The sequence below is a fragment of the Ferrovibrio sp. GW821-FHT12E11 genome (assembly GCF_058806975.1).
Window position 1 is genome coordinate 1,191,345 of record NZ_JBXAQG010000001.1, and the last position, 25,923, is coordinate 1,217,267.

Below are 25,923 nucleotides of genomic sequence, written 5' to 3' on the forward strand. Positions count from 1 at the left end.
CAGGGCTAAACAAGCGGTTACGGGAGCGATTTTCGCCGGGATTTCAGGCCTGTGTCACAACCGCCGGCGCCGCCAGGACCGGGCGGAAGGCGATTGTGACACCGGCCGGCAGCTTCCCCCAGCCCAAAGCCGGCACCGCCAGCAGCCGGTTGCGCTGCCACAAAGCCGGCAGGGCGGGCCAGACGGCGGGCGGCACGGCGGCCAGAACCGCCGCAGCGATGCCGTCCGGGCGGGTACGGCCAAGCGGCGCGAGCACCAGGCCGGCGCTGCGGCGGCCGCCATGGATGCGGAAACGGCCATCCCACAGCAGATCGGCGCCGGCCTTGAGGAGCATGGTATCCGGCAGATGGCGCGCCTCGCGGCAGACCAGCAAGGCCGCCCTGCCCTTCAGCGGACGGATCTGGCAGCGATGCAGGGTCTGCGGCGCGACGGTCTTCGCGCGCAGGGCGGCCAGCAGCCGTTCCAGCCGGTCGAGCCGTGGCGGCAGCGGATCGCCGCCGATGGCGCCGAGCAGACGACTGAGGCTGCGCAGCGCGATCTCGTCGGGCGCGCTGCGCAGGGGTGCGGGATCGAGCCAGGCGAAGCCGGCGGCATCGAGCTGCACCAGGCGATGCAACAGGTCATAGGCTGCCTCGTCCAGCATCTGCCGGGTGCGGGCGAAGTTGCGCGCGGTCTGCGCCAGATGCGCCACCAGTTCGGCGCGTTGCCCCGCATCGTTGTCGCTCAGGACATCCAGCGCCCGGCGCAGGCGCACGCGCAGGTAAGCCGGACTGGCGTTGCTGGGGTCTTCGATCCAGGGCTGTTTGCGCTTCTGCAGCGTGGCGACCAGCCGCGCCTTCGGGATATCGAGCAGCGGCCGCAGCAGGGTGAGGCTGTCGCTCAAGGGGCGCGCCGGCGCCATCGCCGCGAGCCCGTCGACGCCGGAGCCGCGCAAGGCGCGCAGCAGCACCGTCTCGGCCTGGTCGTCGCGATGCTGGGCGACCAGCAGATGGCGGATGTTGTTTTTGGCGCAGGCCTGCAGCAGCAGGTCGTAGCGCGCGGCGCGGGCGGCAGCCTGACGGTTGGCGGCGGGCTTGGGCCCGGTCCATTTCAGGATGGCGACCGCGATGCCGGCGGCTTTCAGCCAGCCGGCGACCTGCTTGGCCTCGGCGGCAGACTCTTTGCGCAGGCCGTGATCGACGATGAAGGCCGTGACGGCGATATTCTTCGCTCTGGCCCAGTCCGCCGTGAGCAAAGCCAGCGCCAGACTGTCGGCGCCGCCCGACACGGCGACGGCGATGGCTGTCGCGTCTTTCGGCAGCAGCGGCCGCAGCAGCCGGCCGAAATCAGCGGCCGTGAGCGCTGCGGTCATCGGGGTGGCTTTACTTACACCCGATCTTGGAGCGCTCGCGCTGGGCGGCGTCCTTCACATGGGGCAGCGCGTCGGGGAAATCCTTGTTGAGCTGGCCGAGCGCCGCACAGGCTTCCGGGTTCTTCTTCAATGCTGCGAGCGACATGCCGAGTTTCAGCAGGCTGTCGGGCGCCTTGCCCTTGGAATTGCCCTTGTAGCCCGAATAGCCCTGCAGGAAGGCCTGGCTGGCCGGCTCGTACTGGCCGCGCACGTAATAGGTCTCGCCGAGCCAGTATTGCGCATTGCCGGCCAGGGCATCCTGCGGATGGGCGCCGAGGAATTCGCGGAAGGCGGCCTCGGCATCGGCATAGTCGCTCTGCACCAGCAGCTTGTAGGCGTAGTTGTAGCGCTCCTGCGGCGTGCCGTTGGGCAGCTTGCCCTTGCCGGACGGCGGCGGCGGTGCGGGGGCCCTGGCAGTCTGTTGTGCGGCCTGCGGCGCGGCGGCGGTGCCAGCATTGCCGGGCAGCGGACGGCCCTGGGCATCGGCGGGCATGGCACCGAGGATGCCTTCCTTGGTGGGCGCCTGGCCCGGCGTCGACGAGGTCGAGCCGCGCACCACGGGCGTCCCGGCGGCCGGCACGCCCTGCTGGGCCGGCGTCGGCTTCACCTGCTCGACGCTGCCAGTCTGCTGGCCGCTCGGCGCGCTGCCGCCGCGTTCGAGCTGGTTGAGGCGGAAGTCGACATCCTCGGTCAGCTTGTCCATGCGGCGGTTGGCCTGGCTGGCGGTGAATTCCACCTCCTCGAAGCGGCCGGTGAGCTGGCGGATCTGGTTTTCCAGATCGTCGATGCGGGCATTCAGGCGATTGGCCGCCGAGGCGCCGTCGCCGCCCTCGGTCAGGCCGCCGCTGCTGCCACCGCCCGATACGCCCGGCGGGGTGCCGCGATAGACCTGGCGCTGCAGGGTCTGCAGATCGCCTTCCAGGCGATTGAGGCGCTGGATCGTCTGTGCGTCCTGGGCGGCAGCCGGCAACGCGGCGGTGCCGAGCAGGAGCAGAAGGGTGACGGAGCGGATGAGCGATGACGCAGACATGGCGAACCCCACGGTGGCCGACCCGGGCGATCCCGAATCGGGGCGGAAAACCGAGTTTATCGATTTTACCGGGGTTTACGTCAAAAGCATGGCGGATCGCAACGGCGATGCAGATTTCACCCGCCGGTTTGACCGGCGGGTGAGGCGTGATCCGCGAATCCCGCGCGGTCTTACTGGGCCAGCACCGTGACGGCGCGGCGGTTCTGCGCCCAGGCGGCCTCGTTGGAGGTGACGGCGGTCGGCCGTTCCTTGCCGTAGGAGATCACCGAGAGACGGGCAGCGGCGATGCCCTGGTTGGCGAGGTAGTTGCGCACCGTGGTGGCGCGGCGCTCGGCCAGGGCCAGATTGTATTCGCGCGTACCGCGTTCGTCGGCATGGCCTTCGACGACGATGCGATACTGGCCGAAGCGCTTGAGGAAGGCGGCCTGCTTGTCGAGGATCGCCGGGCCGTCGGCCTTCAGCGCGAAGGAATCGTAATCGAACAGCACGCGGTCGCCCACTTCGGTGGCGAACATGCGCTGGGCTTCGGCCAGGCTGCCCGGCGCGCCGCCCAGCTCGCTGCTTGTGATGCCGCGACCGCCGGTGCCGCTCATCGACGGATCGGTGGCACGGCCGCTGCCGGACATGGTGTTGCTGGATTGCGGGGCGGACTCACAAGCCGCCAGCCCCAGGGCCAGAACGGCGACCAGAGCCGACCGGATGACCCACTGATTCGTCTTCATAAAGGCACTCCCCTTCTCGTTTGCACTGCCTGCCGCAGAAGGCCGCCTCTTTGCGGCGGAAAAACGCGGGATTTGCGGCGAAACTGCGGCACGCAAAAAGAAACACCCGCCTGTCTTCCGACAGGCGGGTGTTCCAAAGAACCCTCAGTGCAGGCCGTGGTTAAACGGCCCGCGGCTGAATTAGTTCGACAGCACCGTCACGCCGCGACGGTTCTGGGCCCAGGCGGCCTCGTTCGAACCGAGGGCCACCGGACGCTCCTTACCGTAGGAGATGATGGTGACGCGGTTCGCCGGGATGCCCTGGTTGACCAGGTAGGTCTTCACGGCGTTGGCGCGGCGATCGCCGAGCGCCAGGTTGTATTCGCGGGTGCCGCGTTCGTCAGCATGGCCTTCCACGACGACCTTCCACTGACCATAGCGCTTCAGCCAGGCAGCCTGCTTGTCGAGCGTGGCCTTGCCGGCCGGCTTCACTTCGAACTTGTCATAGTCGAAGAAGACGCGGTCGCCGACATTGACCTGGAAATCCTGCACGGAGCCCGGCGCGATGCTGGTGGCCGGCGCGGTGGCGGTCTGAGTGCCGCCGGCGCCACTGGTGGTGGCAGTCGGGGTCGGGGCGGATTCGCAGGCGGCGAGAAGCAGGCCAACGGCAGCCACGGCCAGGAACTTGGAGCCGAAGGTGTTGAGGCGCATTTTTATTATCCCTCCAAGGGTTTCGATGAGTGAGTCAGAACCTGAGAACTACAAGACAAAACTTGAGACCAAAACTTGCGTTCCATCCCGGGGGTCGAGTTTTGTCGCTCTCAGGACGAACCGTCTGACAAACCAAAGAATTTAGCGAACATTCGCGAGGCACCCAGTCCTAACGGACTAGGTTCGCTTACGCCGCTGAACCTTGGTTCAAGCCATTACGTCACGGTGGACTATATCTACCGGTTTTTCCTGAATCAATAGGTGTAAGGGCTTGTATTTACTAAACCGACCCCTGCGGCATTTCTGCCACAGGGGTCGGGATAAGTCCTAGTTATCCACAGGTCGGAGCGATTTTGGGCCCCTGTGGATATCACCGTAGGCGGAACGATTACCGCACCAGAGGCGAAAGTGGTGACCAGGCCGGGTCGGAAGCATCGATCGGGGTAGGAATCTCCCGTTCGTTGAAGCCGGTCAGGTCAATCGAGACCAGACGCACGCGCTGGCCGCGGCCCTGCGAATTCCAGGGCGTCTCGCGATAGAACATCAGCACGCGGCCGTTCGGCGCCCAGGTCGGCGCTTCCTGCACCACGCTGTTCGACGAGAGAATGCGCTCGCCGCTGCCATCGGGACGCATGACGCCGATGGAGAACTGGCCCTGATACTCCTTGGTGAAGGCGATCAGATCGCCGCGCGGCGACCAGACCGGCGTGGAGTAGCGGCCCTGGTTGAAGCTGATGCGCTTCTGGTCCGAGCCATCCACATTCATCGTGTAGATCTGCTTGGTGCCGCCGCGATCGGAGTTGAACACGATGCGGCGACCGTCGGGCGCAAACGACGGCGAAGTATCGATGGCGGGATCGGCGGTGAGGCGCGAACGCTGCCGCGTGCGCAGATCCATCATGTAGACGTCGGAATTGCCATCCGCCGCCAGCGACATGATCACGCGGTTACCATCGGGCGAGAAGCGCGGCGCGAAGGTCATGCCGGGGAAATCGCCAACCAGCTCCTGCTGCCCGGTATCGATGTTGAACAGATACACGCGCGGCTTGTCGTTGAAGTAGCTGAGATAGGTGATTTCCTGCTGGCTCGGGCTGAAGCGCGGCGTCAGCACCAGGAAACGGCCATCGGTGAGGAAGCGATGATTCTCGCCATCCTGGTCCATGATGGCCAGCCGCTTGACGCGGCGATCCGGCGGGCCGCTCTCGGCGACATAGACGATGCGGGTGTCGAAATAGCCGTCCTCGCCGGTGACGCGCTTGTAGATCGCATCGGCGATCAGATGCGCCAGGCGGCGCCAGTTGTCGGGCGTGGTGAACAGCGCCAGGCCGGTCATCTGGTTTTCAGCGGCAACGTCCCAAAGGCGGAATTCGCCGCGCAGGCGGCCATCGGGTTGTACTTCGATGCGGCCGTTGACCAACGCATCGACATTGATGACGCGCCAGTCGCCGAAGCGCGGCTGCACCCGCATCTGGGCGGGCGACTGGATATGGGCGCGCGGATCGGCCGGCTTGAACAGGCCCGAGCGTTCCAGATCGGCGCGGATGACGCGGGCGACATCGACGCCGAGCTTCAGCGCCTGCGGGTTGTCGCCATCGAGATCGGAAATCGCGATCGGGATCGGCTTGATGTTGGGGCGATTGATGTCGATCTCGACGGCAGCATAGGCCATGGGTGCGATGAGCAGCGCTGTTATCAGTACCAGCACGCCGGCCATCGACGTAATCGGCATCCGCTTCATAAATGTCTCCATCATCGGTTCAACCGCCCAACATCATTCTTGGATCGAAATTCAGGATGATATCCTGACTCCACTTGTCCTTGTCGCCAGGCGGCAACTGGAAGGGCGCGGCCTTGAGCACGGCTCGGCGCGCCGACTCCGCCGCCGAGCGATAGGATTCCTGGCCCGGCATATACATGCGGGCGGAATCGACGATCTCAGGTTGCGTACGCAGGCTGCCGTCAGCATTGAGGCTGAACTTGATGCGCACGATCAGTGTGGATGCATCTTTGGCACCCAGATCGAACTGCCATTTGTCCTCGACCTGCTTGCGGATGAAATCCTTCTCGCTCATCGAGACTGGCAGGTTCGGATTGCTCGGGCCTTCCATGCGCGGCGACGCGGCCGGCGGCGGGCTTTTGGCGGCCGTCTGCGGCGCCGGATTGGGCTGCGGCGGCGCCGTCTTCATCTTGTTGACCAGCGCGGCGATGTCGGACATGTCCGGCGCCTTGCTCTTCTCTTCGGTCTTCTGCGGCGGCTTGGGCGGCGCCGGCTTGGCTTCCGGCTTCGGCTTCTCGGCCACCTTCGGCGGCTCGGGCGCCTCCACCACCTTTTCAGGCTTTGGCAGCGGCTTCGGGCTCGGCACCGGCTCGGGGATCGGCGCCGGCTTGGGCGCTTCCACCTGCTTGGGCGGCTCGGGTGTCGGCGGCGGTGGCGGCGGCGGCGGGGTCACCGCCTGCGGCGCCGGCTTGGGCGGTTCCGGCTTGGGCTCGGGCTTGGCCTCAGGCAGCGGCTCTTCCTTCGGCGGCGCCTTGGTCTCGACGATCTTGGGCTGGACCTTGGGGACGTTGGTCTTCTCGGCGATGGGCGCGAATTCGGCCAGCACCACCATCGGCTCGGGCTCGCGCGGCGTGTCGAACAGATGCGGCAGCCCGAACACGGCAAAGGCAACGATGCCGCCATGCAGACTGGCCGAGAATATGTAGGACTTGCGTTGCACCCTGTTACGACCCTTACTGCCTTTGGCCCGCCACCAACGAGACATTGGTGAAGCCGGATTCTCGGATTACGCTCATAACTTCAAGCATCTTGCTGAAATCCGCCGCTCCATGCGGTTTTACGAAAACGGTGGGGCTTTCAGCCTTATCGATCATCTCCAGATTCGATCTCAACTGATCGAGACTAATGATGCTGTCCTCACGATAGATGCGCCCCTCGCCATCAACACCAATATCAATAACCCGATTAGTGCGCGGTGCGGACTGAGCCAACACAAAAGCCGGCTCCACCTTCGACGCCACAGGCATCGGATCAACCCCACCAAGCGCCATGATAACGGCGGGCAGGCTTACCGAGACTATGTAGGACTTGCGTTGCACCCTTAACCCAACCCTCTACTGATTCGTCAGCGCCGCGCCGGTGCCGCGTTCGGCGGATTGCCGACCAGCGCCACCTTGGTGAAACCGCCGGTGTTGATGACCCCCATCACTTCCAGCACCTTGCCGTAATTGATCGCCTGGTCGCCGCGCACGAAGATGCGGCGGTCCGGCGCATTGCCGGCGATCGCCTGCAGGCGCGGCACCAGCTGGTCTAACTCGATCTGGCTTTCCTGAAGGTAAATACCGCCCTTGGCATCGATGGTGATGCTCAAGGGTTCGTCCTGGCCCTGGATCGCCGCCGCCTGGGTCTTGGGCAGGTCGACCTGCACGCCGACGGTGAGCAGCGGGGCGGCCACCATGAAGACGATCAGCAGCACCAGCATGACGTCGACCAGCGGCGTCACGTTGATCTCCGACATCGGTGCGCGCCGGCGCCGGCCGCCGCGGGTCGAGCCGCCTCCGGTTGACATTCCCATATCAGGCGGCCTCTTCGTCGAGCTGGCGCGACATCAGCGCCGAGAACTCGCCGGCAAAGCCTTCGAGCCGCACATTGAGCCGGCCGAGATCGTTGGAGAATTTGTTATAGGCCATGACCGCCGGAATGGCCGCCAGAAGCCCCAGAGCCGTGGCAAACAGCGCCTCGGCGATGCCCGGCGCCACCACGGCCAGCGAGGTGTTCTTGCTGGAGGCGATGGCGTGGAAGGAGTTCATGATGCCCCAGACGGTGCCGAACAGGCCGACGAAGGGCGAGACCGAACCGACCGAGGCGAGGAAACCGAGGTAGCGTTCCAGGCGCTCCATCTCGCGGTCGATGGAAACACGCATCACCTGGTTGATGCGGACCTGCAGCGAGCCGAGCCCCTGCTTGCCGCGCACCAGGCCGCGCTCGGTGGAGCGGCGCCATTCGCGCATGGCGGCGACGAAGAGCACCGCCATCGGATGCTGCGGGCCGGCCATCGACAGACGGTCATAGAGGGCGTCGAGCGAACCGCCCGACCAGAAGTCGTTCTCGAACTTGTCGGTGTCGATCACGGTGCGGCGAATCTTGATCAGCTTGTCGAAGATGATCGCCCAGGACCAGAAGGAGGCCAGGATCAGCATCAGCATGACGGCCTTGACGATCCAGTCGGCCTGGAGGAAGAGCGCCCAGAGCGAGAGATCGGCGGCGGCAGAGGAGCCTCCGAGCTGCGCGGCGGCGACGGTCCTGTCCATGGTTACGAATCCTTTGGTTAAGAGTTAGCAGATCAATGCGACAAATTTGGTGAAAGTGTGGCGAAAACCGCCGCAATGGCGGGCGGAACGCGCCGGGGCCGGCCGGCCGAATCGATACAGGCCAGCTTAACCTCCGCCCGGACCAGCAATTCCGCGCCGCGCCAGACATCCTGGCGGGCGGTCAGGCTGGCGCCGCGCAGGTCGGTGATTTCGGTGGTGACGGTCAATTCTTCGTGCAGCCGGGCCGGCTTCAGGTAGTCGATCTGGCAGGCCCGGACGGCGAAGGCGACGCCGGCCGTCTTATCTCCATTTGGCCCGGCGAGGGCTTCCCGCTGGCTGATGCCCTTCTGCAGCAGCAGGTCGGAGCGGCCGCGCTCGATGAAGCGCAGGTAATTGGCGTAATAGACGATGCCGGCGGCATCGGTGTCTTCCCACTGGACCCGGACCGGATAACGATGGAGCTGGGGGTCAGACATCGTCGTCCCCCAGCAGATCCAGCTGCCCGGCGGTGGCCAGGCTGGCCGGCAGGCTGAGGCCCAGATGGGTGAAGGCGGCAGCCGTCAGCAGGCGGCCGCGCGGCGTGCGCTGCAGGAAGCCCTGCTGGATCAGATAGGGCTCGATGATGTCTTCCAGCGCGTCGCGCGGTTCGGACAACGCTGCGGCAATGGTCTCGACGCCGACCGGGCCGCCCTGGAAGTCGCGGGCGATCACCGTGAGGTAGCGGCGGTCCATGGCATCCAGGCCGCGGGCATCGACCTCCAGCCGCAACAGGGCGGCATCGGCGGTGGCGGCATCGACGATCTTGGCCTTGGCATAGACGGCGAAATCGCGCACCCGGCGCAGCAGCCGCCCGGCGACGCGCGGGGTGCCGCGGGCGCGGCGGGCGATTTCTCTGGCGCCTGAGGCGTCAAGTTCGAGATCCAGAATGCGGGCGCCGCGCCGCACGATCAGTTCCAGCTCTTCCACTTCGTAGAAATTGAGCCGCAGCGGAATGCCGAAACGTTCGCGCAAGGGCGTGGTGAGCAGGCCCGACCGCGTGGTGGCGCCGACCAGCGTAAACGGCGGCAGATCGATGCGCACGCTGCGCGCCGACGGCCCCTCGCCGATGATCAGGTCAAGCTGGAAATCTTCCATCGCGGGATAGAGGATTTCCTCCACTGCCGGATTGAGGCGATGGATCTCGTCGATGAACAGCACGTCGCGCGCTTCCAGGTTGGTCAGCAGGGCGGCGAGATCGCCGGCCTTGGCGATGACAGGCCCGGACGTGGCCTTGAAGCCGGCGCCGAGTTCGCGTGCCACGATCTGCGCCATCGTGGTTTTCCCTAAGCCCGGCGGGCCGTGCAACAGGACGTGATCGAGCGCCTCGCCGCGTTCCTTGGCGGCATGGATGAAGATGCTCAAGTTCTCACGCGCCCGCGCCTGGCCGATGAAGTCGCCCAGCACCTGCGGGCGCAGATGACGCTCGAACTCGTCGCCCTCGGCTTTCGCGCCAGCCACAATCCTGGGTGCTTCGCTCATCGCGCCAGCTCCTTGAGGGCGGCCGGAATGAGCTGTTGCACATTCGCTTTATCGCCAAGCGCACGCGCCGCAGTCGTAACGGCACCGAAGGCATCGGCGCGCTTGTAGCCCAGATTGACCAGGGCCGAGAGCGCATCGGCGACCGGGCCGCCGGTCTTTTCTTCCGCAGCCGCAATCTCGCCCGGCGCCGCCAGCGCCACCGGCCCGAGCGCGATGCCGCCGACCTTGTCCTTCAGCTCGGTGATCAGGCGCAGGGCGAGCTTCGGCCCGACACCGTCGCAGCGGTTCAGCGTGGTCTTGTCGGCCGCAGCAATCGCGCGGAAGAGTTCATCCGGCGCCAGCGTCGACTGGATGCCAAGCGCCACCTTGGCGCCGACGCCCTGCACGGTTTGAAGCAAATTGAACCAACCGCGCTCGGCCTCGGAGAGGAAGCCGAACAGATGGATATGGTCTTCGCGCACATGGGTCTCGATATGCAGACGCACCGCCTCGCCCGGCCGCGGCAGCGACCGCAGTGTTCTGCCTGAGCAGTAGACCTGGTAGCCGACGCCGCCGACATCGAGGATGCAGGCGGTTTCCGACACAGAGTCGAGCAGGCCTGAGAGCTTGGCGATCATCGCGCCGCTCGCAATTCAGCCGTGCGGATCACCCGCGCGGTGGCGGCATGATGCGAATGACAGATCGCCACGGCCAGCGCATCGGCGGCATCGGCGCCGGTGACATTGCAGCCGGGCAGCAGGCGCTTGACCATGGCATGCACCTGGTCCTTGTCGGCAGCCCCGGTGCCGACCACGGCCTTCTTGATGACGGTGGGCGCGTATTCGCCGACCGGCAGCCCGAGCAGGGCCGGCGCCAGCAGCACCACGCCGCGCACCTGGCCCAATTTCAGCGTCGAGGACGGATTCTTGTTCACGAAGGTCTCTTCGACGGCGGCGGCCTGCGGCTGCCATTCGGCCAGCAGCTCGGCCAGCGCGTCATGCACGGTGCGCAGGCGATAGGCCAACTCGTCATCGGGGTTGGTGCGGATGGTGCCATGCGCCACATGGCTCAACCGGTTGCCCTCGGCGAGGATGACGCCCCAGCCGGTGGCACGCAGGCCCGGATCGAGACCGATGATGCGCATGGATGAACTCAAGCCGCTCCTTCTTCGCGCCTAGCCGGCCAGCTTCTTCAGCTCGTCGTCCGACATCTCGAAATTGGCATAGACCGTCTGCACGTCGTCGCTGTCTTCCAGCACGTCGATCATCTTGAACAGGGTCTCGGCCTTCTCGCCCTCGACCGGCGTGGTGGTCTTGGGCTTCCACACCAGCTTGGCCGATTTCGGATCGCCGAACTTCTTCTCCAGCGCCTCGCGCACGGCGGCGAAGTCATCCTGGGCGCAGGTGACGCTGTGGCCTTCCTCGTCGGACTGCACATCCTCGGCGCCGGCTTCCAGCGCACCCTCGAACAGCGCCTCGGCCGAAGCGGCAGATGCCGGGAAGACGATCTCGCCGACGCGATCGAACATGAAGGCGACCGAATTGGTCTCGCCGAGCGCCCCGCCGTTCTTGGAAAACGCGGCGCGGACTTCACCGGCGGTGCGGTTGCGGTTGTCGGTCAGCGCCTCGACGATGACGGCGACGCCGCCGGGGCCGTAGCCCTCGTAGCGCACCTCTTCGTAATTGTCGGCGGCATCGCCGCCGGCGCCGCGCTTGATGGCGCGCTCCAGCGTGTCCTTCGACATGTTGGCGACGCGGGCGGCCTGGATGGCGGCGCGCAGCCGCGGATTGGCGGCCGGATCGGGCTGGCCCGAGCGGGCCGCGGTGGTCAGTTCGCGGATCAGCTTGGTGAAAATCTTGGCGCGCTTGGCATCCTGCGCGCCCTTGCGATGCATGATGTTTTTAAACTGGGAATGGCCAGCCATGACGGAACCTGCGGCTAAATCGTGAAAAAGCGACCGAATCGGGCATGTTTACCATATTTCACGCGTCATCGGCAGACGATGCAGCGCCGGATAAAGCGCCGCCCGTGCAAAAGCAAGCCGCAGTTCCGCGCCGCCGCACCCGCTATGGCGGCCATGGGCGATAGTCGGATTGCGCCGAATCAACGGGACCGCTAGTGTTTGCTCCGGCATAAGCCGGTGTTCGGCTGACGTCTGACTAAAATAATAAATATGAAACAAGGCCTTAACAGGGGCATGACGAATTTCACGCAACTGGTGGCAGTACCGGGCCCGACCAAGTCGGGCTCCCATGGCCTGCCCGGCTATCCGCAGTCGGCGCTGCTGACCCTGGCGCATGGCCTGTGGCTGGCGGCGCGCGGCCCGACCGAAATGCCGTCGCGCGGCGTCATGATGGCCGATCCGGCCCTGGAGCCGCTGCGGGCGCAGACCATCCTGGTCGCCGTCGAGCGCGAGCCGCATGACTTCCGCTATGTCGAGATGGGCAGCCGCATGCAGGCGCTCAGCAATGTCGATTACATCGGTGTACGCCTGAGCGAGGTGGCCCATCAGCGGCCGCCGAGCCTGGTCTGGGACCACCTGACCGCCGCCGTGGACTGCCGCGCCCCGGTCAAGGGCGTGCTGCCCTATGTGGGGCGCAGCCGCGACATCAGCAGCATCTTCCATATCGTCATGCCGCTGGCCGACGATGGCGAGCAGGTCGACCATCTGCTGATCTGCGTCGACCTGTTTCCGGCGGTGCGGCTGCACGACGGCACCCACCCGTTCACCCAGCTGGGCTAACGCTCCGTTAGCCGTCCGGTCCCGCATCCTCGTCCGGGGGTTGAGCGAAAACTGCTTTTGAAACGCAGGAATAACTGGAAGACTGGGGCTGACACCCGGAGGGATTGCCGCCTTTGTCCGACCTGCGCGACACCATGGCCGCGCGCCACGCCACGCCAGCCCTGCTGCGCGGTTATGAATACTGGGACGCCAAGCGCCGCGGGCGGCTGATGCCCGCGCGCGCCGATATCGACCCGATCGAGATGGTGCCCTTCCTGTCAAATGTGGTGCTGATGGATGTGCTGCGCGACGCCAGGCCCGGCTGGCCCCTGGATTTCCGTTACCGCCTGCTCGGCACCGCCGTGGAGACCCACATGTCGCGGCGCTACACCGGCGTGCATCTGAGCGACATGCCGCACCAGCAACCCGACAGCCAGCTATGGCGCAACTTCGCCCGCACGGTGGACAGCCGGCAGCCGCAGATGAACCGCGTGCCCTATGTCGGCCCGCACAAGGATTTCCTCTCGCTGGTCGACCTGATCCTGCCCCTATCGAATGATGGCGCCGAAGTGCATATGCTGATGTCGATTGTCGATTTCATTCCGAAGACAGCATAGATGCCGGCACCGGACCTGAGTGAAGCGACTCCGCTGCTGCAAGAGGCGTATGCTTACTGGGACAGCAAGCGCCGCGGCCGGCTGATGCCCGCGCGCGCCGATATCGATCCGCTGGAGATGGTGCGGCTGCTGCCGCATCTGATCCTGATGGATGTGCTGCGCGACACCAAACCCGGCTGGCCGCTGGATTTCCGCTACCGCCTGCTCGGCACCCATGTCGATGGCATGATGAATGCCCGCTATACCGGCCAGTGCATGAGCGACCTGCCGCACCAGCAGCCTGGCAGCCGCCTGTGGGACAGTCTGGCCACGGTGACGGCCGCGCGCGAACCGCGCGTCAACCGCGTGCCCTATGTCGGCCCGCACAAGGATTTTCTGTCGGTGGTCGATATGGTGATGCCGCTGTCCAGCGACGGCGCGCAGGTCGACCGGCTGTTCTGCGTGGTCGACTTCGTGATGCGCCAGCCGCTTTACTGAGCCAGCGCCGCCTGCACGGCGATGCGCAGTGCCGGCACGACCTCTTCGGCAAACCACGGCTGGCGTTTCTGCCAGCCGATATTGCGCCAGCTCGGATGCGGCAACGGGAAGAACCCGTCGGGCAGATAGGCGCGGAAATGGCGCACCGTATCGGTCATCGTCTTTGCCCGCCCCGTCCCCAGGTAATGCGCCTGGGCATACTGTCCGACCAGCAAGGTGAGTTTCAGAGCCGGCAGATGCGCGAGCAGCCGGTCATGCCAGCGCGGCGCGCATTCGGGACGCGGCGGGTTGTCACCGCCCTTCGGATCGCGCCCGGGATAGCAGAAGCCCATCGGCATCACCGCGATCTGCGTCATGTCGTAAAAGCTGTCGCGGTCCATCCCGAGCCAGCCGCGCAGGACGTCGCCGCTGCGGTCGTTCCACGGCAGGCCAGTTTCATGCACTTTCGTGCCCGGCGCCTGGCCGACGATCAGAAGTTTTGCCGAACGCTTCATCCGCACCACAGGGCGCGGCCCGAGCGGCAGATGGGCGGCGCAGAGCGTGCAGCCGCGAACCTCGGTCAGCAGCGCGTCGAAACGGCCGCCCATGCCATCACGGCGTCGTCTGCTGCAACCGCCCGCCCAGACGCAGCGGCGCAATGCGGGTGGCAAGGCCGGTGCGATCGTCGGTTTCGACATAGACGGCGCAGAGCGTGGCCTCGCCATTGGCCGGCTCGAAGCGGCCGCCCGATACACGCTTGACGAAGCGGTTCACCGGTTCGGTCTTCTCCATACCGATCACCGAATTGTAGTCGCCGCACATGCCGGCATCGGTCTGGTAGGCCGTGCCGCCGGGCAGGATCTGCGCATCGGCGGTGGGGATATGGCTGTGGGTGCCGCAGACCAGCGAGGCGCGGCCGTCGCAGAAATGGCCCATCGCCATCTTCTCCGACGTCGCCTCGCCATGGATATCGACGATCACCGCATCGACGCCGCCGCCCAGGCGATATTTCTGCAACTCGCCATCGACCGCGGCAAAGGGATCGTCCAGCGGGTCCATGAAGATGCGGCCCATCACCTGGATCACCAGAACCTTCTTGCCGTTCTGCAGCGTGTACACGGCCGCGCCCTTGCCAGGCGTGCCTTTCGGGTAATTCAGGGGCCGCAGCAGCTTCGGGTCGGTGTTGATATAGCTGAGCGTCTCGCGCTGGTCCCAAGCATGGTTGCCCAGCACGATCACATCGACGCCGGCGGCATAGAAGTCTTCGCAGATTTTCGCGGTGATGCCAAAACCGGCCGCGGCATTCTCGCCATTGACCAGCACGAAATCGAGGCCGAGACTTTTACGCAGTTCCGGAATTCGCGCCACCACGGCATCACGCCCGGACCGGCCGACAATATCGCCGCAATACAGAAGTTTCATCGTCGTCCTATCTCTCGAACCTGAGCGACCCGCGTTCGGTCACCGCCCAGTCCAGCAATTCGTCATGGCCCCCGTGGGGCAACTCTGCCACCTGCTGTACCGCGAAGGCATAGCCCACGGCCACAATCTTCTTATCCACAGCCGCACGCAGGGCCTGCAGGGTCGTATCGTAATAGCCGCCGCCCATGCCGAGGCGGCGGCCGGCCGTATCGAAACCGATCAGCGGCACCAGCAGGATATCGGGCGGCGGCGTCGCCGCGCCTTCCTGCGGCGCCGGAATGCCATAGGCGCCGCCCGGCGGCGGACTGGCCAAATCCTCGCAGAGCCGGAACTGCAGCAGCCGCGTGCCCTTCTGCACCGCCGGCAGCACGATCTGCGCGCCCTGGCGCTGCAGGCTGAGCAGCAGCGGCAGCGGATCGAGTTCGTCGCCCATCGGCCAGTAGCCCGCCACCACCTGGCCCGGCTGCACCGGAATGGCGGCGCGGAACCGGTCTGCCGCCAGCGCGGCAATGGCAGTGCCGTTGGCGGCAAAGGCTTCGGCGCGCCGGGCTTTCAGTTTGATGCGGAGGCTCGCCTTGCGTTGGTCGAGCGCGGGATCGGTTTGCGGGCTCAACCTGACCTGTCGCGTAAAAGCCTGGAGAAAGTGGACGGGCCCACCATGGCCGTTAGCATGAACTAACCTCTGTGGCCTGGCGTACCAGGTGGGCGCCGTGTGATCGGAACCAGGGCTCCGGCCAGGGACAGCTCCCTAGAGATGAGCATTGGCCCCAGGGTTATGGACGCCAACGCACCGGGCAGAACCCGTCCAAGGCCTTATTTAGGTGGTCTCCAGCCTTGCGGCAATGTCTTCCAGCCGTTTTGCCAGCCCAAGCAGCGCATCAGCGCCGCCGGCAGCGGTTTTCTGCTCTTCCGAGAGGGCATTAACCTCCTGCCGCATCGCCGCCACGTCGCGCTGGGCCTGTTCCAGGTCGTCGGCCAGGGTCAGCGCCGTCATCAGCAACAGCCGCGCCTCGCCAACCTGACCTACCAGGGCCGCCAGTTCGCGCACGCGGCCATCGACCAGGCCGGACAGCCGGCGCACCTGCTCTTCTTCGCCATCGTCGCAGCCGATGGGATAGAGGCGGTTGTTGACGGTGACATTGATCTCAGCCATCGCAAGCCTCCTTAAACCTTCGCATCGGCATCCAGTGCCTGACGCAGCCGCGCCATCGTCGCCTCCAGCCGCGCCGCCATGCCGGACTGGAAGGCCTGCATCTCGGCCTGCGCGGCCCGCGCTACAGCCAGTTCGGCTTTCAGCGCCGCCGCTTCGCTGCCATTGGCATGGTCGGCCACAGGCCGCGGCGCCGTCACCATCGCCTGCAGCGCCGCCTTGGCATCCACGGCGGAGGCCAGTTTGGTGCGCAGGTCATCGACTTCGCCTTTCAGCGCGGCAATCTCACTGTCGCGGTCGGCCAGCGCCTGACGCAGGATGCCGCTATCCGCCGCCGGCCGGGCCGACACCGCAGCCTCATCGCTCTGCATCTGCGCCAGTTCGGCGCGCAGGGCATCCACCAGGGCGGCGCGTTCGCGCAGGCTGGCGGCCTCGTCGCGGGCCTGCTGCAGCTCCTCGCGCAGGGTCTTCAGCTCGATGGCCACCTGACCATGCTGCTCGGCCAGGCTGCGGAACGCCGCGCCGCGTTGCGCCAGGGCGGCATCCAGGCGGCGAACCGCCTGTTCCATGGCGGCGACTGCGGCGGCGACACCGGTTTGCATGCTTTGCTTCTGTCCGTTGGTCTTGGCCGGTAAACTTGATATGGAGGATAAACTTCGCATCGCTCCCGCGCAACTCAACGGGGCAACCGAACCGCCCGCCACCTTTCCGCCGCAATTCCGCTCAGCCAGACCCCGCCGCCATGCCCGATTTTCCCATGATTGCCGACCCCTGGTTCTACGCGGTGGCCTTCCCGGCCGTGCTGATCGTGGGCCTCAGCAAGGGCGGCTTCGGCCCCGGCTCCAGCCTGGTCGCCATGCCGCTGCTGGCCATTGTGCTGCCGCCGCTGCAGGCCGCCGCCATCATGCTTCCGGTGCTCTGCGCCATGGACCTCGCCGGCCTGTGGGGTTATCGCGGCACTTGGGACAAGGCGAACATGAAAATCATCCTGCCGGGCGCATTGGCAGGCATCGCCATTGGCACCTTCACCGCCGGCTATATCAGCAACGAGGGCGTCGAGGTCATCATCGGCATCATCGCCATCATCTTCACCCTGCAGAAATGGCTCAAACGGGCGCCGGTCGATGCCGCGCGGCCAAGTTGGCCGAAGGGCCTGTTCTGGAGTGCCTGTTCCGGCTTCACCAGCTTCATCGCCCATGCCGGCGGCCCGCCGCTGTATGTCTACATGCTGCCACAGCGCCTGGACAAAACCGTCTTTGTCGGCACCACCGTCGTCTTCTTCGCCGTGGTCAACTACGTGAAACTGATCCCCTACTGGTTCCTGGGACAGTTCACCCTCAGCAACCTCGGCACCGGACTGGTCCTGGTGCCGGTGGCGGTCGGCGGCGTCTATCTCGGCATCTGGCTGCACCACAAGATGAGCGACGTCATTTTCTTCCGCATCGCCTATGTGCTGGTGTTCCTGTGCGGCCTGAAGCTGCTGCATGACGGCCTGGGCCTGCATTTCCTCTAGGCCAGACCGTTAAGACACAAAGATTCCTCATGTATCGAGGCGATTTCCGGCTGTTGCCGCGGGTGCTGGGTTTGCTCTAGCTTGGCCCGCCTGCAGGGGAAACCGCCAGATGCCCACGATTTACGATCGCGACCTCGACAAGAACCCGGCCAATTACGAAGCGCTGTCGCCGCTGAGCTTCCTGCGCCGCACCGCCGATGTCTTCCCCGACCGGCTGGCGGTCATCCACGGCAAGCTGCGCTATACCTATATCGAGCTGTATGAGCGCTGCCGCCGCCTGGCCTCGGCGCTGGAGAAGCGCGGCATCACACGCGGCGACACGGTGGCGATCATTGCGCCGAATACGCCGGCGCATCTGGAAGCGCATTTCGGCATTCCCGCCACCGGCGCGGTGATCAATGCGATCAACACGCGCCTCGATCCCGCCGCCATCGCCTTCATCCTGGAGCATGGCGAAGCCAAGATCCTGTTCACCGACCGCGAATACAGCGCCACCGTGAAGGCCGCCGTGGCGCAGTCGAAGAACAAACCTGTCGTGATCGATATCGATGATCATCTCTGCAGCACCGGCGAGCTGTTCGGCGAAATGGAATACGAAGCCTTCCTGCAGACCGGCGATGCGGACTGGGACTGGCGCGGTGTGGTGGACGAATGGGATGCCATCTCGCTGGGCTACACCTCGGGCACGACCGGCAACCCGAAGGGCGTGGTGACGCATCATCGCGGCGCCTACCTCAATACCGTGGGCAATGCCGTCACCTGGAACCTGCCCAAGCATCCGCGCTACCTCTGGACGCTGCCGATGTTCCATTGCGACGGCTGGTGTTTCCCCTGGACCATCACCATGCTGGCCGGCGTGCATGTCTGCCTGCGCAAGGTGGACCCGGCGCTGGTCTTCGACAGCTTCCTCCATCACGGCGTGACGCATTTCTGCGGTGCGCCCACCGTGCTGACCATGCTGATCAACGCGCCCGATGACGTGCGCGCCAAGCTCCAGCCCGGCGTCAAATGCATGACGGCGGGTGCCGCCCCGCCGGCCGCGGTGCTGGCGGCGATGGAAAAGATGGGCTTCGACGTGACGCATGTGTATGGCCTGACCGAGGTCTACGGCCCGGCGGTGGTCTGCGACTGGCATGACGAATGGGATGCACTGCCGCTGCCCGAGAAAGCGGCCGTGAAAGCCCGCCAGGGCGTGCGCTATCATGTGGAAGAAGACGTCACCGTGCTCGATCCGCAGACCCTGCAGCGCGTGCCGGAAGACGGCCAGACCATGGGCGAGATCATGTTCCGCGGCAATATCGTGATGAAGGGCTACCTGAAGAACCCGAAGGCGACACAGGAAGCCTTCGCCGGCGGCTGGTTCCATTCCGGCGACCTCGGCGTGCTGCATCCCGGCGGCTACATGCAGATCAAGGACCGCTCGAAGGACATCATCATTTCGGGCGGCGAGAATATCTCCACCATCGAAGTGGAAGGCGTGCTCTACATGCATCCCGATATCGTCGAGGCCGCGGTGGTCGCGCGTCCCGACGAGCATTGGGGCGAGACACCCTGCGCGTTTGTCACCTTGCGCAAGGACGCCGCCACGCCGGCCGACCAGACCGGCGCGGACAGCATCATCGCCTTCTGCAAGGAGCGCCTGGCACGATTCAAGGTGCCAAAGACCGTGGTGTTCGGCGAATTACCGAAAACCTCGACCGGCAAGATTCAGAAGTTCGAACTGCGCGAGAAGGCCAGGGCTCTTAAATGAAGCGCTGGTCCGGCGCGGCGACTACTGCGTATATCGGGTGATTTCTTCTTTCAGCTTGAGCTTTTCGCGTTTGAGCTGAGTGAGGCGGGCTTGATCGGGCATCGGGCGGTGAATCTCATCATCGATCGCCGCTTGCAGGCCATGATGTTTTTCGATGAGAGTGTCGAGATGCGCCAAATTGTTCATCGCGGGCTCCTCCTTTCGGTTCGGAGCGCGTCAACCGACTTTGCTGCGGTCGCCCGGCGACGGCACGACCGCTGCGGTCCGCGCCTGAGAAGTAGCTAAGCACTCGCCTTCCGCTTTGTCAGCCCCAAATTGGTAAATTCTCACAGAAGCGAATTTTTGTATGCGCCGCACACGGAAAACCCCGGACAAATCTGCACCCAAGCGTGCAACCGGCAAAACGCCACGCGTTACGAGCGACATCAGGAAGCGCAGCCAAGCCGCGACCCGTCCTGGTAAAATTGCGCCTGCAATCATCCGGAAGCCGGCCCAGCGTCGCCTCGTGGTCGGAATCAGCGGCGCCTCGGGCGTGATCTACGGCATCCGCCTGCTGGAGGCGCTGCAGGCCGGCGGCATCGAGTCGCATCTGGTCTTAAGTCGCGCGGCCGAGATGACGATCGCCTACGAGACCGACCGCAGCATCAAGGATGTGAAGGCGCTGGCGCATACCGTCTATGCCATCGGCGATATCGGCGCGGCGATTTCCTCGGGCTCGTTCCAGACGCTGGGCATGGCCATCGTGCCCTGCTCGATGAAGTCGCTGGCCGAAATCGCCACCGGCGTCACTTCGACCCTGCTGAGCCGGGCCGCCGATGTGGCGCTGAAGGAACGCCGCCGCCTGGTGCTGGTGCCGCGCGAGACGCCGCTGCATCTGGGCCATCTGCGCAACATGACGGCGGTGACCGAGATGGGCGCCATCGTGGCGCCGCCGATGCCGGCCTTCTATGCCATGCCGAAGACGCTGGACGATCTGGTCGACCATACGGTCGGCCGCGTGCTCGATCTTTTCGGGCTGGACAGCGGTCTGGTCAAACGCTGGAGCGGGCGGCCCGCCGTTTAATCCTCTTTGAGCGCCGCACCCAGCAGATCGGCGGCCAGCTGCAACGCGTCAGGGTTATCCGGCGCGATCACCTGCAGATAGGCCGAGAGATGCGCGGCGGCCGTTGTCACTTCATCCGCGCGCGACAGCGGCAGCGGCCGGCGCAACGCCGGACTGATGCGGCTGACGGCGGCGAGCCAGGCTTGCGCCACCTGCTCCAGCTTCAGCTCCAGCGCCCGTGCCTCGTCATAGAGCCGTCCGGCCGCCGGCTCGTCGGCGACCAGGGTTTTCAGGGCGCGGCGGGCCTCGCGGAAGGGCTGCAGCACGGCATTGACCGGAGCGACAGCCGATTGCGCATGGGCCAGTTCGACACCGTCCCAGGCCGCCAGGCCACGCGCCGTGCGCCAGAAGCCGAGCAGCAGCAGATTCACATCGGCGCCATGGCGGTCCTGCAGCGCGAGGCAGGCCGTCGCCACGCCCGGCCGGCCATAGAGGGCGAGCGAGAAGGTCCAGAAACCGGGAACCTTGCCCGCCTCCTTAACCCCATTGTCTGAAAGGGCTTTTGCCCCGGTGTCGTGTTCCGTCATCCGTGCTATGGTACCGGGCTTTCGTGGTTCGTTGGTAGGCTTTGAGTGACGGCATGAATTTTCCCGGTCCGATCGATACCGAGGAATTGCAGCGCAAGGTGTCCGACCTGCGGGCGGAGCATCGTGACCTCGACGATGCCATCTCGGCGCTGGCCGAGCAGCCGAGCCTGAACCTGATCCAGATCCAGCGCATGAAAAAGCGCAAGCTGGCGCTGAAGGATCAGATCACCCGGATCGAGAACCAGCTTATTCCAGATATTATTGCCTGACGGCTCGGCCCGATATCATCGCCTGACGCGGGAAAACGCCGTCGTGAATTCGGCGGCGAGCGCTTGCGCCGGCGCCGAGAGCTGTCGGCCTTTCAACTGCAGAAACCCGAGCTGACGGCTCAAGGCCGGGCCGATCAGCGGCCGCATCGCCAGCCGCTCTCTGGAAAACATGGTGAAGGTGAGCGCCGGCAGCGCCGTGACGCCCAGGCCGGCCGCCACCAGCGCGATGCAGGACGCCACCTGTTCGACCTCGTAGCGGGGCTGCAATGCGAAATCGGCCTGCAGCAGCACGGCATCGGCCAGCCGACGCACCGAGGTGCTGCCCGCCATCGCCACGTAAGGATAGCTTTTCAGCGCACTCCAGGGCAGCGGGCCTTTCCCCTTGGCCAGCGCATGATCGTCGCGGCAGACCAGATGGATGCGGTCGGCGCCGACTTCGGCATAGCTCAAGGCATCGGACTCGGCGATCCGCGTGGTGACGGCGAAATCGGCGATGCCGTCGGCCACCAGCTTCACCGCGCGTTCATGCATCACGTCATGCACAGCCACGTCGATGCCGGGATATTTCATCTGCAGCGCCTTTAATGCGGCGGGCAGGATCGAGGTGGCGATGGAGGGCAACACGGCAATGGCCAAGCGGCCATGAAGCCCGCTGCCGCGCGCCGCCACGCCCTGCAAGGCGACCTTCACATCGCGCAGCAGGTCTTCCGCCACGGCGGCGAGATGGCGGCCATCGGCGGTCAGCGCCACACTGCGGGTGGTGCGCTCGAACAGCCGCAACTGCAGTTCGGCCTCGATCTTGCGGATGGCCACGCTCAAGGCCGGCTGCGAGATGCGCAACTGTTCCGCCGCGACACTGAAACTGCCGGCACGCGCGGTGGCGGCAAAAATCTCGAGCTGGCGCAGGGTGAGATTTATAGACATGAATTATAAGTCCATATTTCTTATATATTGGACGTTATATATCTTGAGAGCCAGACTGCCGGCCAGAGGAAACGACCAGAGGCTGTCAGGGCAATGCTCCCAGACACTGTTCATATAGGCGCCGGCGCCGGCTTTGCGGGCGATCGCGCCGGCGCGGCCCTGCCCGTGGTCGAAGCGCTGGCCAAGTCTGGCAAACCCGCCTTCCTGATTTTCGAGACGCTGGCCGAACGCACCCTGGCGCTGGCGCAGCTTACCCGACAGCGCGTCTCGGCCGAGCAGGGTTACAGTCCGGCGCTGGAGCCGCTGCTCGCGCCCGTGCTGGCCTTCTGCCTGCAGCACAGAATCCGCATCGTCAGCAATTTCGGCGCCGCCAATCCGCCGGCGGCCGCTGCAAAGATCGCCGCGATGATCCGCGCGGCCGGACTGCCAACCGCGAAGATCGCGGTGATCAGCGGCGACGACCTGACCGCCAGCCTGACGGCGCATGAGCTTTCCGCGCGCGAGATCGACGGCACGCTGCTGAAAGACCGGGCCAAGATCGTTGCCGCCAACGCCTATCTCGGCGCCCGCGCCATTGCGGATGCACTGAACCAGGGCGCCGAGATCGTGGTGACCGGCCGCGTCGCCGATCCGGCTTTAGTACTGGGCCCGCTGGTGCATGCGTTTCGCTGGGACTGGCAGGACTGGGACCGGCTGGCAGCCGGCACGCTGGTGGGCCATCTGCTGGAATGCGGCCCGCAGGTCAGTGGCGGCTATTTCGCCGATCCGGGCTTTAAGGACGCCGGCGATTTTATCGATATCGGCTATCCCATCGCGGAAGTACGCGCCGACGGCAGCGCGGTGATCACCAAGCCGGCCGGCACCGGCGGCGTGGTCGACCTGCGCACCGTGAAGGAGCAGATGCTCTACGAGATCCACGATCCGGCCGCCTATCTGACGCCGGACGTGGTGCTGGATCTGACGCAGGTGCAGGTCGAACAGCAGGGTATGGATCGCGTGGCGGTCAGCGGCGCGCGCGGTCATACCCGGCCGGACAGACTGAAAGCCACTGTCTGCTTCGAGAATGGCTGGCTCGGCGAAGCCGAGATTTCCTATGCCGGGCCGAACGCCGCCGCCCGCGCCCGGCTGGCCGTCGAGATCATCCGCCAGCGCATGGCCCAAGCTCAGCTAAAACTGGCGCAGCCGGGCCTTGCCATCCGCGCCGACATTATCGGCCTTGTCTCCAGTTTCGGCGACAGCGCCGGCGCCGATCTTGCCGGCGCGCAGGATAACGGCGGCGAAGACCTGCGCGTGCGCTTCGCCGCCCGCGACCTGGACGAGGGGCGCGTTCGTCATTTGCTGGACGAGGTGGAAGCACTGTATGTCGCCGGCCCGGCCGGCGGCGGCGGCGTGCGCCGCCATCTGGTGCCGCAGTTGGCCAGCGCGAGCTGCCTGATCGAGCGCGACATCGTGACGGAACAGGCGGTGCTGCTGTGACCGCGTTCATTCCCGCCTCCATCCCGCTACATCGGCTGGCCCATGCCCGCTCAGGAGACAAGGGCAATCGACTGAATATCGCACTGATCTGCTACCACCGGGATTTCTTCGAGACGCTCGCCGAGCAGGTGACGCCCGACCGCGTGGCAGACCTCTTCGCCAGCCGCAAGGTGACCAGCGTGCGGCGCTACGACCTGCCCAACCTCGACGCCTTCAATTTCGTGCTCGATCACGCGCTCGACGGCGGCGTCAATGCCAGCCTCGGCCTCGACGGCCACGGCAAGACACTGTCCTTCCGCCTGCTGACCCTGCCCGTCACGGTGCCGGCCAAGCTGCTCACGCTCATTCCATAACAGCATAGAAACCACGGAGGAACCCAATGCGTATCCTGACAACTCTCGGCCTGCTGCTGGCACTCACGCCTGCGGCTTATGCGCAAAGCGATTACCCCAACCGCCCGATCAAATTCATCGTGCCGTTTGCCGCCGGCAGCGCCACCGATACAGTGGCCCGCGTGGTGGGCGAACGCATCGCCCGCGACCTCAAACAGTCGGTGGTGGTGGAGAATATCGCCGGCGGCAACGGCGTGATAGCGGCGCAGAAGGTCGCCACCGCGGCACCCGACGGCTACACGCTGCTGATCTCGACCAACACCACGCATGCCGCCAACCAGAGCATGCTGAAGAAACTGCCCTACGATGCCGTGAAGGATTTCGAGACCGTCACCATGCTGGGCACCATCCCGATGGCGCTGGTGGTGAATCCGTCCGTGCCAGCCAACAGCGTGCAGGAGCTGATCGCCTATGCAAAGGCCAATCCGGGCAAGCTGAGCTTCGGCGCCGGCTCCAGCTCCTCGCGCATCAGTGTCGAAATGCTGAAGACCATGGCCGGCATCGACATCGTGCATGTGCCCTACAAGAGCAATCCGCAGGCCGTGACCGACCTGCTGGGCGGCCAGGTGCAGTTGATGATCGCCGATGTCTCGACCACGCTGCCGCAGGCCTCGGCCGGCAAGGTAAAGGCGCTCGGCGTCTCCACCGCCGGTCCTTCACCGGTCGCACCGGGGCTGAAGACCATCGCCAGCCAGGGCGTGCCCGGCTATGAGATCACCGCCTGGTTCGCCGCCTGGACGCCGGCCAAGACGCCGGCGCCGATCGTCGACCGACTGCAGTCGGTGATGTCGGCTGCCGTAAAAGACAAGGAAATCCAGGACCGTCTGATGGCCGCCGGCATCGAGCCGAAATCCAGCACGCGCAAGGAACTGGCCGAGTTCGTCGCCAGCGAGACCGACAAATGGGCCAAGGCGGTGAAAGCCGCCGGCATCGAACCGGAGTAAGCTCTGCGCATCGGCGAAAAATAAAGGGCGGGTCACAAGGACCCGCCCTTTTTCTTGGAGCGAGATCGCAGCTTACGCGTCGAGCAGCGCCTTCACCTCGGCCAGGTCCTCCGCCGAAAGTTTCGTCTCGCCTGCCTTCACATTCTGCTCAAGCTGTTCCGGCTTGGTGGCGCCGGCGATCACACTGGAGACCTGCGGCCTGGCCAGCAGCCAGGCAAAGGCCAGATCGGTCAGGCCGATGCCGCGCTTGTCGCACCAGCCGCGCAGGCGTTCCACCGTGGCGACATTGGCCGGCGTCATGTAGCGATCAGCTAGGCGCTGGGTATTGGCCAGGCGCGAGCCTTCGGCGGCCGCACCGGCCTTGTGCTTGCCGGTGAGAAGCCCGCTGGCGAGCGGGAAGAACGGCAGGAAGCCCAGCCCGAAGCGCTCGCAGGCCGGCAGCTGCTCGGCTTCCGCCTTGCGGAAGACCAAGCTGAGCTCGTCCTGCGCCGAGACGAAGCGGTTCAGCCCCAGCTGCTTTGCCGTCCAGTCGGCATCGGCCAACTGCCAGGAGGCGAAATTCGAGTTGCCGATATAGCGCACCTTGCCCTGGCGGATCAGGTCATCCAGCGCCCGCAGCGTCTCTTCGATCGGCGTGCGCGGATCGGGCTGGTGCTGCTGGTAGAGATCGATGTAGTCGGTCTGCAGGCGGGTCAGGCTGTCTTCCACCGCACGCATGATATAGCGCCGCGAGGCACCGACCTTGACGCCCACATCGTCCATCGGCATGGCGAATTTGGTCGCCAGCACGATGTCCTTGCGGCGAGCGCCGAGGATCTTGCCCATCTGCGTCTCGGAGCCGCCCTTGTTGCCGTAGACATCGGCGGTGTCGAACAGCGTGATGCCGAGATCGAGCGCCTTGTGAATCACCTTGCGCGAGGCTTCGAGATCGAGACGCATCTCGAAATTGTTGCAGCCGAGACCGACTTCGGAAACCAGGAGGCCGGAGCGGCCGAGATTGCGGAATTTCACGGGCGAGACTC

Annotated in this window: 33 protein-coding genes and 1 other RNA gene; 10 read left to right on the plus strand and 24 right to left on the minus strand. The window is 65.5% G+C overall.

The genetic code is table 11. From position 1 onward, the window contains the following. Positions 1–43: 43 nt before the first annotated feature. The 14 genes from tilS to AC1ROT_RS05940 all read right to left on the minus strand — a co-directional run bounded on the left by tilS (position 44) and on the right by AC1ROT_RS05940 (position 11,561). Positions 44–1,351, minus strand: coding sequence for a tRNA lysidine(34) synthetase TilS (tilS, locus tag AC1ROT_RS05875; protein WP_492997735.1), 1,308 nt, complete (start codon positions 1,349–1,351; stop codon positions 44–46). A gap of 10 nt (positions 1,352–1,361) precedes the next feature. Further along, on the minus strand, positions 1,362–2,420 hold the full coding sequence (ybgF, locus tag AC1ROT_RS05880) for a tol-pal system protein YbgF (protein ID WP_492997737.1): 1,059 nt from the start codon (positions 2,418–2,420) through the stop codon (positions 1,362–1,364). A gap of 170 nt (positions 2,421–2,590) precedes the next feature. Beyond that, the gene (gene pal, locus AC1ROT_RS05885; protein ID WP_492997739.1) at positions 2,591–3,142 is read right to left on the minus strand and encodes a peptidoglycan-associated lipoprotein Pal; all 552 of its coding nucleotides are present in this window, start codon (positions 3,140–3,142) and stop codon (positions 2,591–2,593) included. Between the two features lie 180 nt (positions 3,143–3,322). Next, positions 3,323–3,832, minus strand: a complete 510-nt coding sequence (pal, locus tag AC1ROT_RS05890) for a peptidoglycan-associated lipoprotein Pal (protein WP_492997741.1) — start codon at positions 3,830–3,832, stop codon at positions 3,323–3,325. A gap of 388 nt (positions 3,833–4,220) precedes the next feature. Further along, positions 4,221–5,570 (minus strand): Tol-Pal system beta propeller repeat protein TolB, encoded by a 1,350-nt coding sequence (gene tolB, locus AC1ROT_RS05895; RefSeq protein WP_492997743.1) that lies wholly within the window; start codon positions 5,568–5,570, stop codon positions 4,221–4,223. Between the two features lie 19 nt (positions 5,571–5,589). Next, positions 5,590–6,549: a TonB C-terminal domain-containing protein gene (locus AC1ROT_RS05900; protein WP_492997745.1), complete on the minus strand. Its 960-nt coding sequence runs from the start codon at positions 6,547–6,549 to the stop codon at positions 5,590–5,592. Positions 6,550–6,562: 13 nt separating this feature from the next. Next, positions 6,563–6,928, minus strand: coding sequence for an ExbD/TolR family protein (locus AC1ROT_RS05905; RefSeq protein ID WP_492997747.1), 366 nt, complete (start codon positions 6,926–6,928; stop codon positions 6,563–6,565). Positions 6,929–6,954: 26 nt separating this feature from the next. Next, positions 6,955–7,398: a protein TolR gene (tolR, locus tag AC1ROT_RS05910; RefSeq protein WP_492969589.1), complete on the minus strand. Its 444-nt coding sequence runs from the start codon at positions 7,396–7,398 to the stop codon at positions 6,955–6,957. A gap of 7 nt (positions 7,399–7,405) precedes the next feature. After that, positions 7,406–8,140, minus strand: coding sequence for a protein TolQ (gene tolQ, locus AC1ROT_RS05915; protein WP_492969588.1), 735 nt, complete (start codon positions 8,138–8,140; stop codon positions 7,406–7,408). A 32-nt stretch (positions 8,141–8,172) separates the two neighbouring features. Continuing rightward, a complete protein-coding gene (locus AC1ROT_RS05920) occupies positions 8,173–8,616 on the minus strand; it encodes a YbgC/FadM family acyl-CoA thioesterase (protein WP_492997749.1) in 444 nt (147 codons plus the stop codon). After that, the gene (gene ruvB, locus AC1ROT_RS05925; RefSeq protein WP_492969586.1) at positions 8,609–9,658 is read right to left on the minus strand and encodes a Holliday junction branch migration DNA helicase RuvB; all 1,050 of its coding nucleotides are present in this window, start codon (positions 9,656–9,658) and stop codon (positions 8,609–8,611) included. Before ruvB ends, AC1ROT_RS05920 begins: the two co-directional genes overlap by 8 nt. Further along, positions 9,655–10,275, minus strand: coding sequence for a Holliday junction branch migration protein RuvA (gene ruvA, locus AC1ROT_RS05930; RefSeq protein ID WP_492997751.1), 621 nt, complete (start codon positions 10,273–10,275; stop codon positions 9,655–9,657). The genes ruvB and ruvA overlap by 4 nt, the downstream gene beginning before the upstream one ends. After that, positions 10,272–10,781, minus strand: a complete 510-nt coding sequence (gene ruvC, locus AC1ROT_RS05935) for a crossover junction endodeoxyribonuclease RuvC (protein WP_492969584.1) — start codon at positions 10,779–10,781, stop codon at positions 10,272–10,274. The genes ruvA and ruvC overlap by 4 nt, the downstream gene beginning before the upstream one ends. Positions 10,782–10,811: 30 nt before the next feature. After that, positions 10,812–11,561, minus strand: a complete 750-nt coding sequence (locus AC1ROT_RS05940) for a YebC/PmpR family DNA-binding transcriptional regulator (protein ID WP_492969583.1) — start codon at positions 11,559–11,561, stop codon at positions 10,812–10,814. A gap of 273 nt (positions 11,562–11,834) precedes the next feature. Between AC1ROT_RS05940 and AC1ROT_RS05945 the strand changes: the two genes are divergently transcribed. The 3 genes from AC1ROT_RS05945 (at position 11,835) to AC1ROT_RS05955 (ending at position 13,453) form a co-directional block, all read left to right on the plus strand. Continuing rightward, positions 11,835–12,380 carry a PAS domain-containing protein gene (locus AC1ROT_RS05945; protein ID WP_492969582.1) on the plus strand — a complete coding sequence of 182 codons (546 nt, stop codon included), beginning with the start codon at positions 11,835–11,837 and terminating at the stop codon, positions 12,378–12,380. 113 nt (positions 12,381–12,493) lie between these two features. After that, positions 12,494–12,976: a PAS domain-containing protein gene (locus AC1ROT_RS05950; protein ID WP_492997753.1), complete on the plus strand. Its 483-nt coding sequence runs from the start codon at positions 12,494–12,496 to the stop codon at positions 12,974–12,976. Then, positions 12,977–13,453, plus strand: coding sequence for a PAS domain-containing protein (locus AC1ROT_RS05955; RefSeq protein ID WP_492997755.1), 477 nt, complete (start codon positions 12,977–12,979; stop codon positions 13,451–13,453). It abuts the gene before it with no gap. Here the strand turns inward: AC1ROT_RS05955 and AC1ROT_RS05960 are convergent. The 6 genes from AC1ROT_RS05960 to AC1ROT_RS05985 form a co-directional block, all read right to left on the minus strand. Continuing rightward, entirely contained in the window at positions 13,447–14,040 is a 594-nt protein-coding gene (locus AC1ROT_RS05960; RefSeq protein WP_492997757.1) for a uracil-DNA glycosylase family protein, read from the minus strand. The two genes, AC1ROT_RS05955 and AC1ROT_RS05960, sit on opposite strands and share 7 nt — an antisense overlap. Before the next feature lie 4 nt (positions 14,041–14,044). Further along, positions 14,045–14,854, minus strand: a complete 810-nt coding sequence (locus AC1ROT_RS05965) for a TIGR00282 family metallophosphoesterase (protein WP_492969578.1) — start codon at positions 14,852–14,854, stop codon at positions 14,045–14,047. A 7-nt stretch (positions 14,855–14,861) separates the two neighbouring features. Then, on the minus strand, positions 14,862–15,467 hold the full coding sequence (locus AC1ROT_RS05970) for a 5-formyltetrahydrofolate cyclo-ligase (RefSeq protein WP_492997759.1): 606 nt from the start codon (positions 15,465–15,467) through the stop codon (positions 14,862–14,864). A gap of 33 nt (positions 15,468–15,500) precedes the next feature. After that, a non-coding RNA gene (ssrS, locus tag AC1ROT_RS05975) (6S RNA) lies at positions 15,501–15,658 on the minus strand. A 13-nt stretch (positions 15,659–15,671) separates the two neighbouring features. Continuing rightward, the gene (locus AC1ROT_RS05980) at positions 15,672–16,007 is read right to left on the minus strand and encodes a cell division protein ZapA (RefSeq protein WP_492969576.1); all 336 of its coding nucleotides are present in this window, start codon (positions 16,005–16,007) and stop codon (positions 15,672–15,674) included. An 11-nt stretch (positions 16,008–16,018) separates the two neighbouring features. Further along, entirely contained in the window at positions 16,019–16,606 is a 588-nt protein-coding gene (locus AC1ROT_RS05985; RefSeq protein WP_492997761.1) for a hypothetical protein, read from the minus strand. 155 nt (positions 16,607–16,761) lie between these two features. On the opposite strand from AC1ROT_RS05985, the gene AC1ROT_RS05990 reads away from it, so the two are divergent. Then, a complete protein-coding gene (locus AC1ROT_RS05990; RefSeq protein ID WP_492997763.1) occupies positions 16,762–17,517 on the plus strand; it encodes a sulfite exporter TauE/SafE family protein in 756 nt (251 codons plus the stop codon). Positions 17,518–17,626: 109 nt separating this feature from the next. Continuing rightward, a complete protein-coding gene (locus tag AC1ROT_RS05995) occupies positions 17,627–19,267 on the plus strand; it encodes an acyl-CoA synthetase (RefSeq protein ID WP_492997765.1) in 1,641 nt (546 codons plus the stop codon). Positions 19,268–19,288: 21 nt separating this feature from the next. Here the strand turns inward: AC1ROT_RS05995 and AC1ROT_RS06000 are convergent, their stop codons facing one another. Beyond that, entirely contained in the window at positions 19,289–19,453 is a 165-nt protein-coding gene (locus tag AC1ROT_RS06000; RefSeq protein ID WP_492969572.1) for a YdcH family protein, read from the minus strand. A 292-nt stretch (positions 19,454–19,745) separates the two neighbouring features. On the opposite strand from AC1ROT_RS06000, the gene AC1ROT_RS06005 reads away from it, so the two are divergent. After that, a complete protein-coding gene (locus tag AC1ROT_RS06005) occupies positions 19,746–20,330 on the plus strand; it encodes a UbiX family flavin prenyltransferase (RefSeq protein ID WP_492970756.1) in 585 nt (194 codons plus the stop codon). Here AC1ROT_RS06005 and AC1ROT_RS06010 read toward each other — a convergent pair. After that, entirely contained in the window at positions 20,327–20,896 is a 570-nt protein-coding gene (locus tag AC1ROT_RS06010; protein WP_492997767.1) for a TIGR02444 family protein, read from the minus strand. The genes AC1ROT_RS06005 and AC1ROT_RS06010 overlap by 4 nt on opposite strands. Positions 20,897–20,949: 53 nt before the next feature. Here AC1ROT_RS06010 and AC1ROT_RS06015 point away from each other — a divergent pair, with 53 nt between their 5' ends. Continuing rightward, positions 20,950–21,165 carry a YdcH family protein gene (locus tag AC1ROT_RS06015; RefSeq protein ID WP_492969570.1) on the plus strand — a complete coding sequence of 72 codons (216 nt, stop codon included), beginning with the start codon at positions 20,950–20,952 and terminating at the stop codon, positions 21,163–21,165. A gap of 15 nt (positions 21,166–21,180) precedes the next feature. On the opposite strand, the gene AC1ROT_RS06020 is transcribed toward AC1ROT_RS06015, so the two are convergent. Further along, complete coding sequence (locus tag AC1ROT_RS06020; RefSeq protein WP_492997769.1) at positions 21,181–22,089, minus strand: LysR family transcriptional regulator; 909 nt, start codon at positions 22,087–22,089, stop codon at positions 21,181–21,183. A gap of 93 nt (positions 22,090–22,182) precedes the next feature. Here AC1ROT_RS06020 and AC1ROT_RS06025 point away from each other — a divergent pair, with 93 nt between their 5' ends. The 3 genes from AC1ROT_RS06025 to AC1ROT_RS06035 are packed head-to-tail and all read left to right on the plus strand — an operon-like array spanning position 22,183 to position 24,901. Next, positions 22,183–23,565: an acyclic terpene utilization AtuA family protein gene (locus AC1ROT_RS06025; RefSeq protein ID WP_492997771.1), complete on the plus strand. Its 1,383-nt coding sequence runs from the start codon at positions 22,183–22,185 to the stop codon at positions 23,563–23,565. Beyond that, on the plus strand, positions 23,562–23,918 hold the full coding sequence (locus AC1ROT_RS06030) for an AtuA-related protein (RefSeq protein WP_492997772.1): 357 nt from the start codon (positions 23,562–23,564) through the stop codon (positions 23,916–23,918). Before AC1ROT_RS06025 ends, AC1ROT_RS06030 begins: the two co-directional genes overlap by 4 nt. Before the next feature lie 26 nt (positions 23,919–23,944). Further along, on the plus strand, positions 23,945–24,901 hold the full coding sequence (locus AC1ROT_RS06035) for a Bug family tripartite tricarboxylate transporter substrate binding protein (protein ID WP_492997773.1): 957 nt from the start codon (positions 23,945–23,947) through the stop codon (positions 24,899–24,901). A 72-nt stretch (positions 24,902–24,973) separates the two neighbouring features. Here the strand turns inward: AC1ROT_RS06035 and AC1ROT_RS06040 are convergent, their stop codons facing one another. Continuing rightward, a complete protein-coding gene (locus AC1ROT_RS06040) occupies positions 24,974–25,912 on the minus strand; it encodes an aldo/keto reductase (protein ID WP_492997774.1) in 939 nt (312 codons plus the stop codon). Between the last annotated feature and the right edge of the window lie 11 nt (positions 25,913–25,923).

Coding starts and splice junctions, on each gene's coding strand:
- tilS (WP_492997735.1), bottom strand. CDS start 1,351: ATGACCGCAGCGCTCACGGCCGCTGATTTCGGCCGGCTGCTGCGGCCG.
- ybgF (WP_492997737.1), bottom strand. CDS start 2,420: ATGTCTGCGTCATCGCTCATCCGCTCCGTCACCCTTCTGCTCCTGCTC.
- pal (WP_492997739.1), bottom strand. CDS start 3,142: ATGAAGACGAATCAGTGGGTCATCCGGTCGGCTCTGGTCGCCGTTCTG.
- pal (WP_492997741.1), bottom strand. CDS start 3,832: ATGCGCCTCAACACCTTCGGCTCCAAGTTCCTGGCCGTGGCTGCCGTT.
- tolB (WP_492997743.1), bottom strand. CDS start 5,570: ATGAAGCGGATGCCGATTACGTCGATGGCCGGCGTGCTGGTACTGATA.
- tolR (WP_492969589.1), bottom strand. CDS start 7,398: ATGTCAACCGGAGGCGGCTCGACCCGCGGCGGCCGGCGCCGGCGCGCA.
- tolQ (WP_492969588.1), bottom strand. CDS start 8,140: ATGGACAGGACCGTCGCCGCCGCGCAGCTCGGAGGCTCCTCTGCCGCC.
- AC1ROT_RS05920 (WP_492997749.1), bottom strand. CDS start 8,616: ATGTCTGACCCCCAGCTCCATCGTTATCCGGTCCGGGTCCAGTGGGAA.
- ruvB (WP_492969586.1), bottom strand. CDS start 9,658: ATGAGCGAAGCACCCAGGATTGTGGCTGGCGCGAAAGCCGAGGGCGAC.
- ruvA (WP_492997751.1), bottom strand. CDS start 10,275: ATGATCGCCAAGCTCTCAGGCCTGCTCGACTCTGTGTCGGAAACCGCC.
- ruvC (WP_492969584.1), bottom strand. CDS start 10,781: ATGCGCATCATCGGTCTCGATCCGGGCCTGCGTGCCACCGGCTGGGGC.
- AC1ROT_RS05940 (WP_492969583.1), bottom strand. CDS start 11,561: ATGGCTGGCCATTCCCAGTTTAAAAACATCATGCATCGCAAGGGCGCG.
- AC1ROT_RS05945 (WP_492969582.1), top strand. CDS start 11,835: ATGACGAATTTCACGCAACTGGTGGCAGTACCGGGCCCGACCAAGTCG.
- AC1ROT_RS05955 (WP_492997755.1), top strand. CDS start 12,977: ATGCCGGCACCGGACCTGAGTGAAGCGACTCCGCTGCTGCAAGAGGCG.
- AC1ROT_RS05960 (WP_492997757.1), bottom strand. CDS start 14,040: ATGGGCGGCCGTTTCGACGCGCTGCTGACCGAGGTTCGCGGCTGCACG.
- AC1ROT_RS05965 (WP_492969578.1), bottom strand. CDS start 14,854: ATGAAACTTCTGTATTGCGGCGATATTGTCGGCCGGTCCGGGCGTGAT.
- AC1ROT_RS05980 (WP_492969576.1), bottom strand. CDS start 16,007: ATGGCTGAGATCAATGTCACCGTCAACAACCGCCTCTATCCCATCGGC.
- AC1ROT_RS05985 (WP_492997761.1), bottom strand. CDS start 16,606: ATGCAAACCGGTGTCGCCGCCGCAGTCGCCGCCATGGAACAGGCGGTT.
- AC1ROT_RS05990 (WP_492997763.1), top strand. CDS start 16,762: ATGATTGCCGACCCCTGGTTCTACGCGGTGGCCTTCCCGGCCGTGCTG.
- AC1ROT_RS05995 (WP_492997765.1), top strand. CDS start 17,627: ATGCCCACGATTTACGATCGCGACCTCGACAAGAACCCGGCCAATTAC.
- AC1ROT_RS06000 (WP_492969572.1), bottom strand. CDS start 19,453: ATGAACAATTTGGCGCATCTCGACACTCTCATCGAAAAACATCATGGC.
- AC1ROT_RS06010 (WP_492997767.1), bottom strand. CDS start 20,896: ATGACGGAACACGACACCGGGGCAAAAGCCCTTTCAGACAATGGGGTT.
- AC1ROT_RS06015 (WP_492969570.1), top strand. CDS start 20,950: ATGAATTTTCCCGGTCCGATCGATACCGAGGAATTGCAGCGCAAGGTG.
- AC1ROT_RS06020 (WP_492997769.1), bottom strand. CDS start 22,089: ATGTCTATAAATCTCACCCTGCGCCAGCTCGAGATTTTTGCCGCCACC.
- AC1ROT_RS06025 (WP_492997771.1), top strand. CDS start 22,183: ATGCTCCCAGACACTGTTCATATAGGCGCCGGCGCCGGCTTTGCGGGC.
- AC1ROT_RS06035 (WP_492997773.1), top strand. CDS start 23,945: ATGCGTATCCTGACAACTCTCGGCCTGCTGCTGGCACTCACGCCTGCG.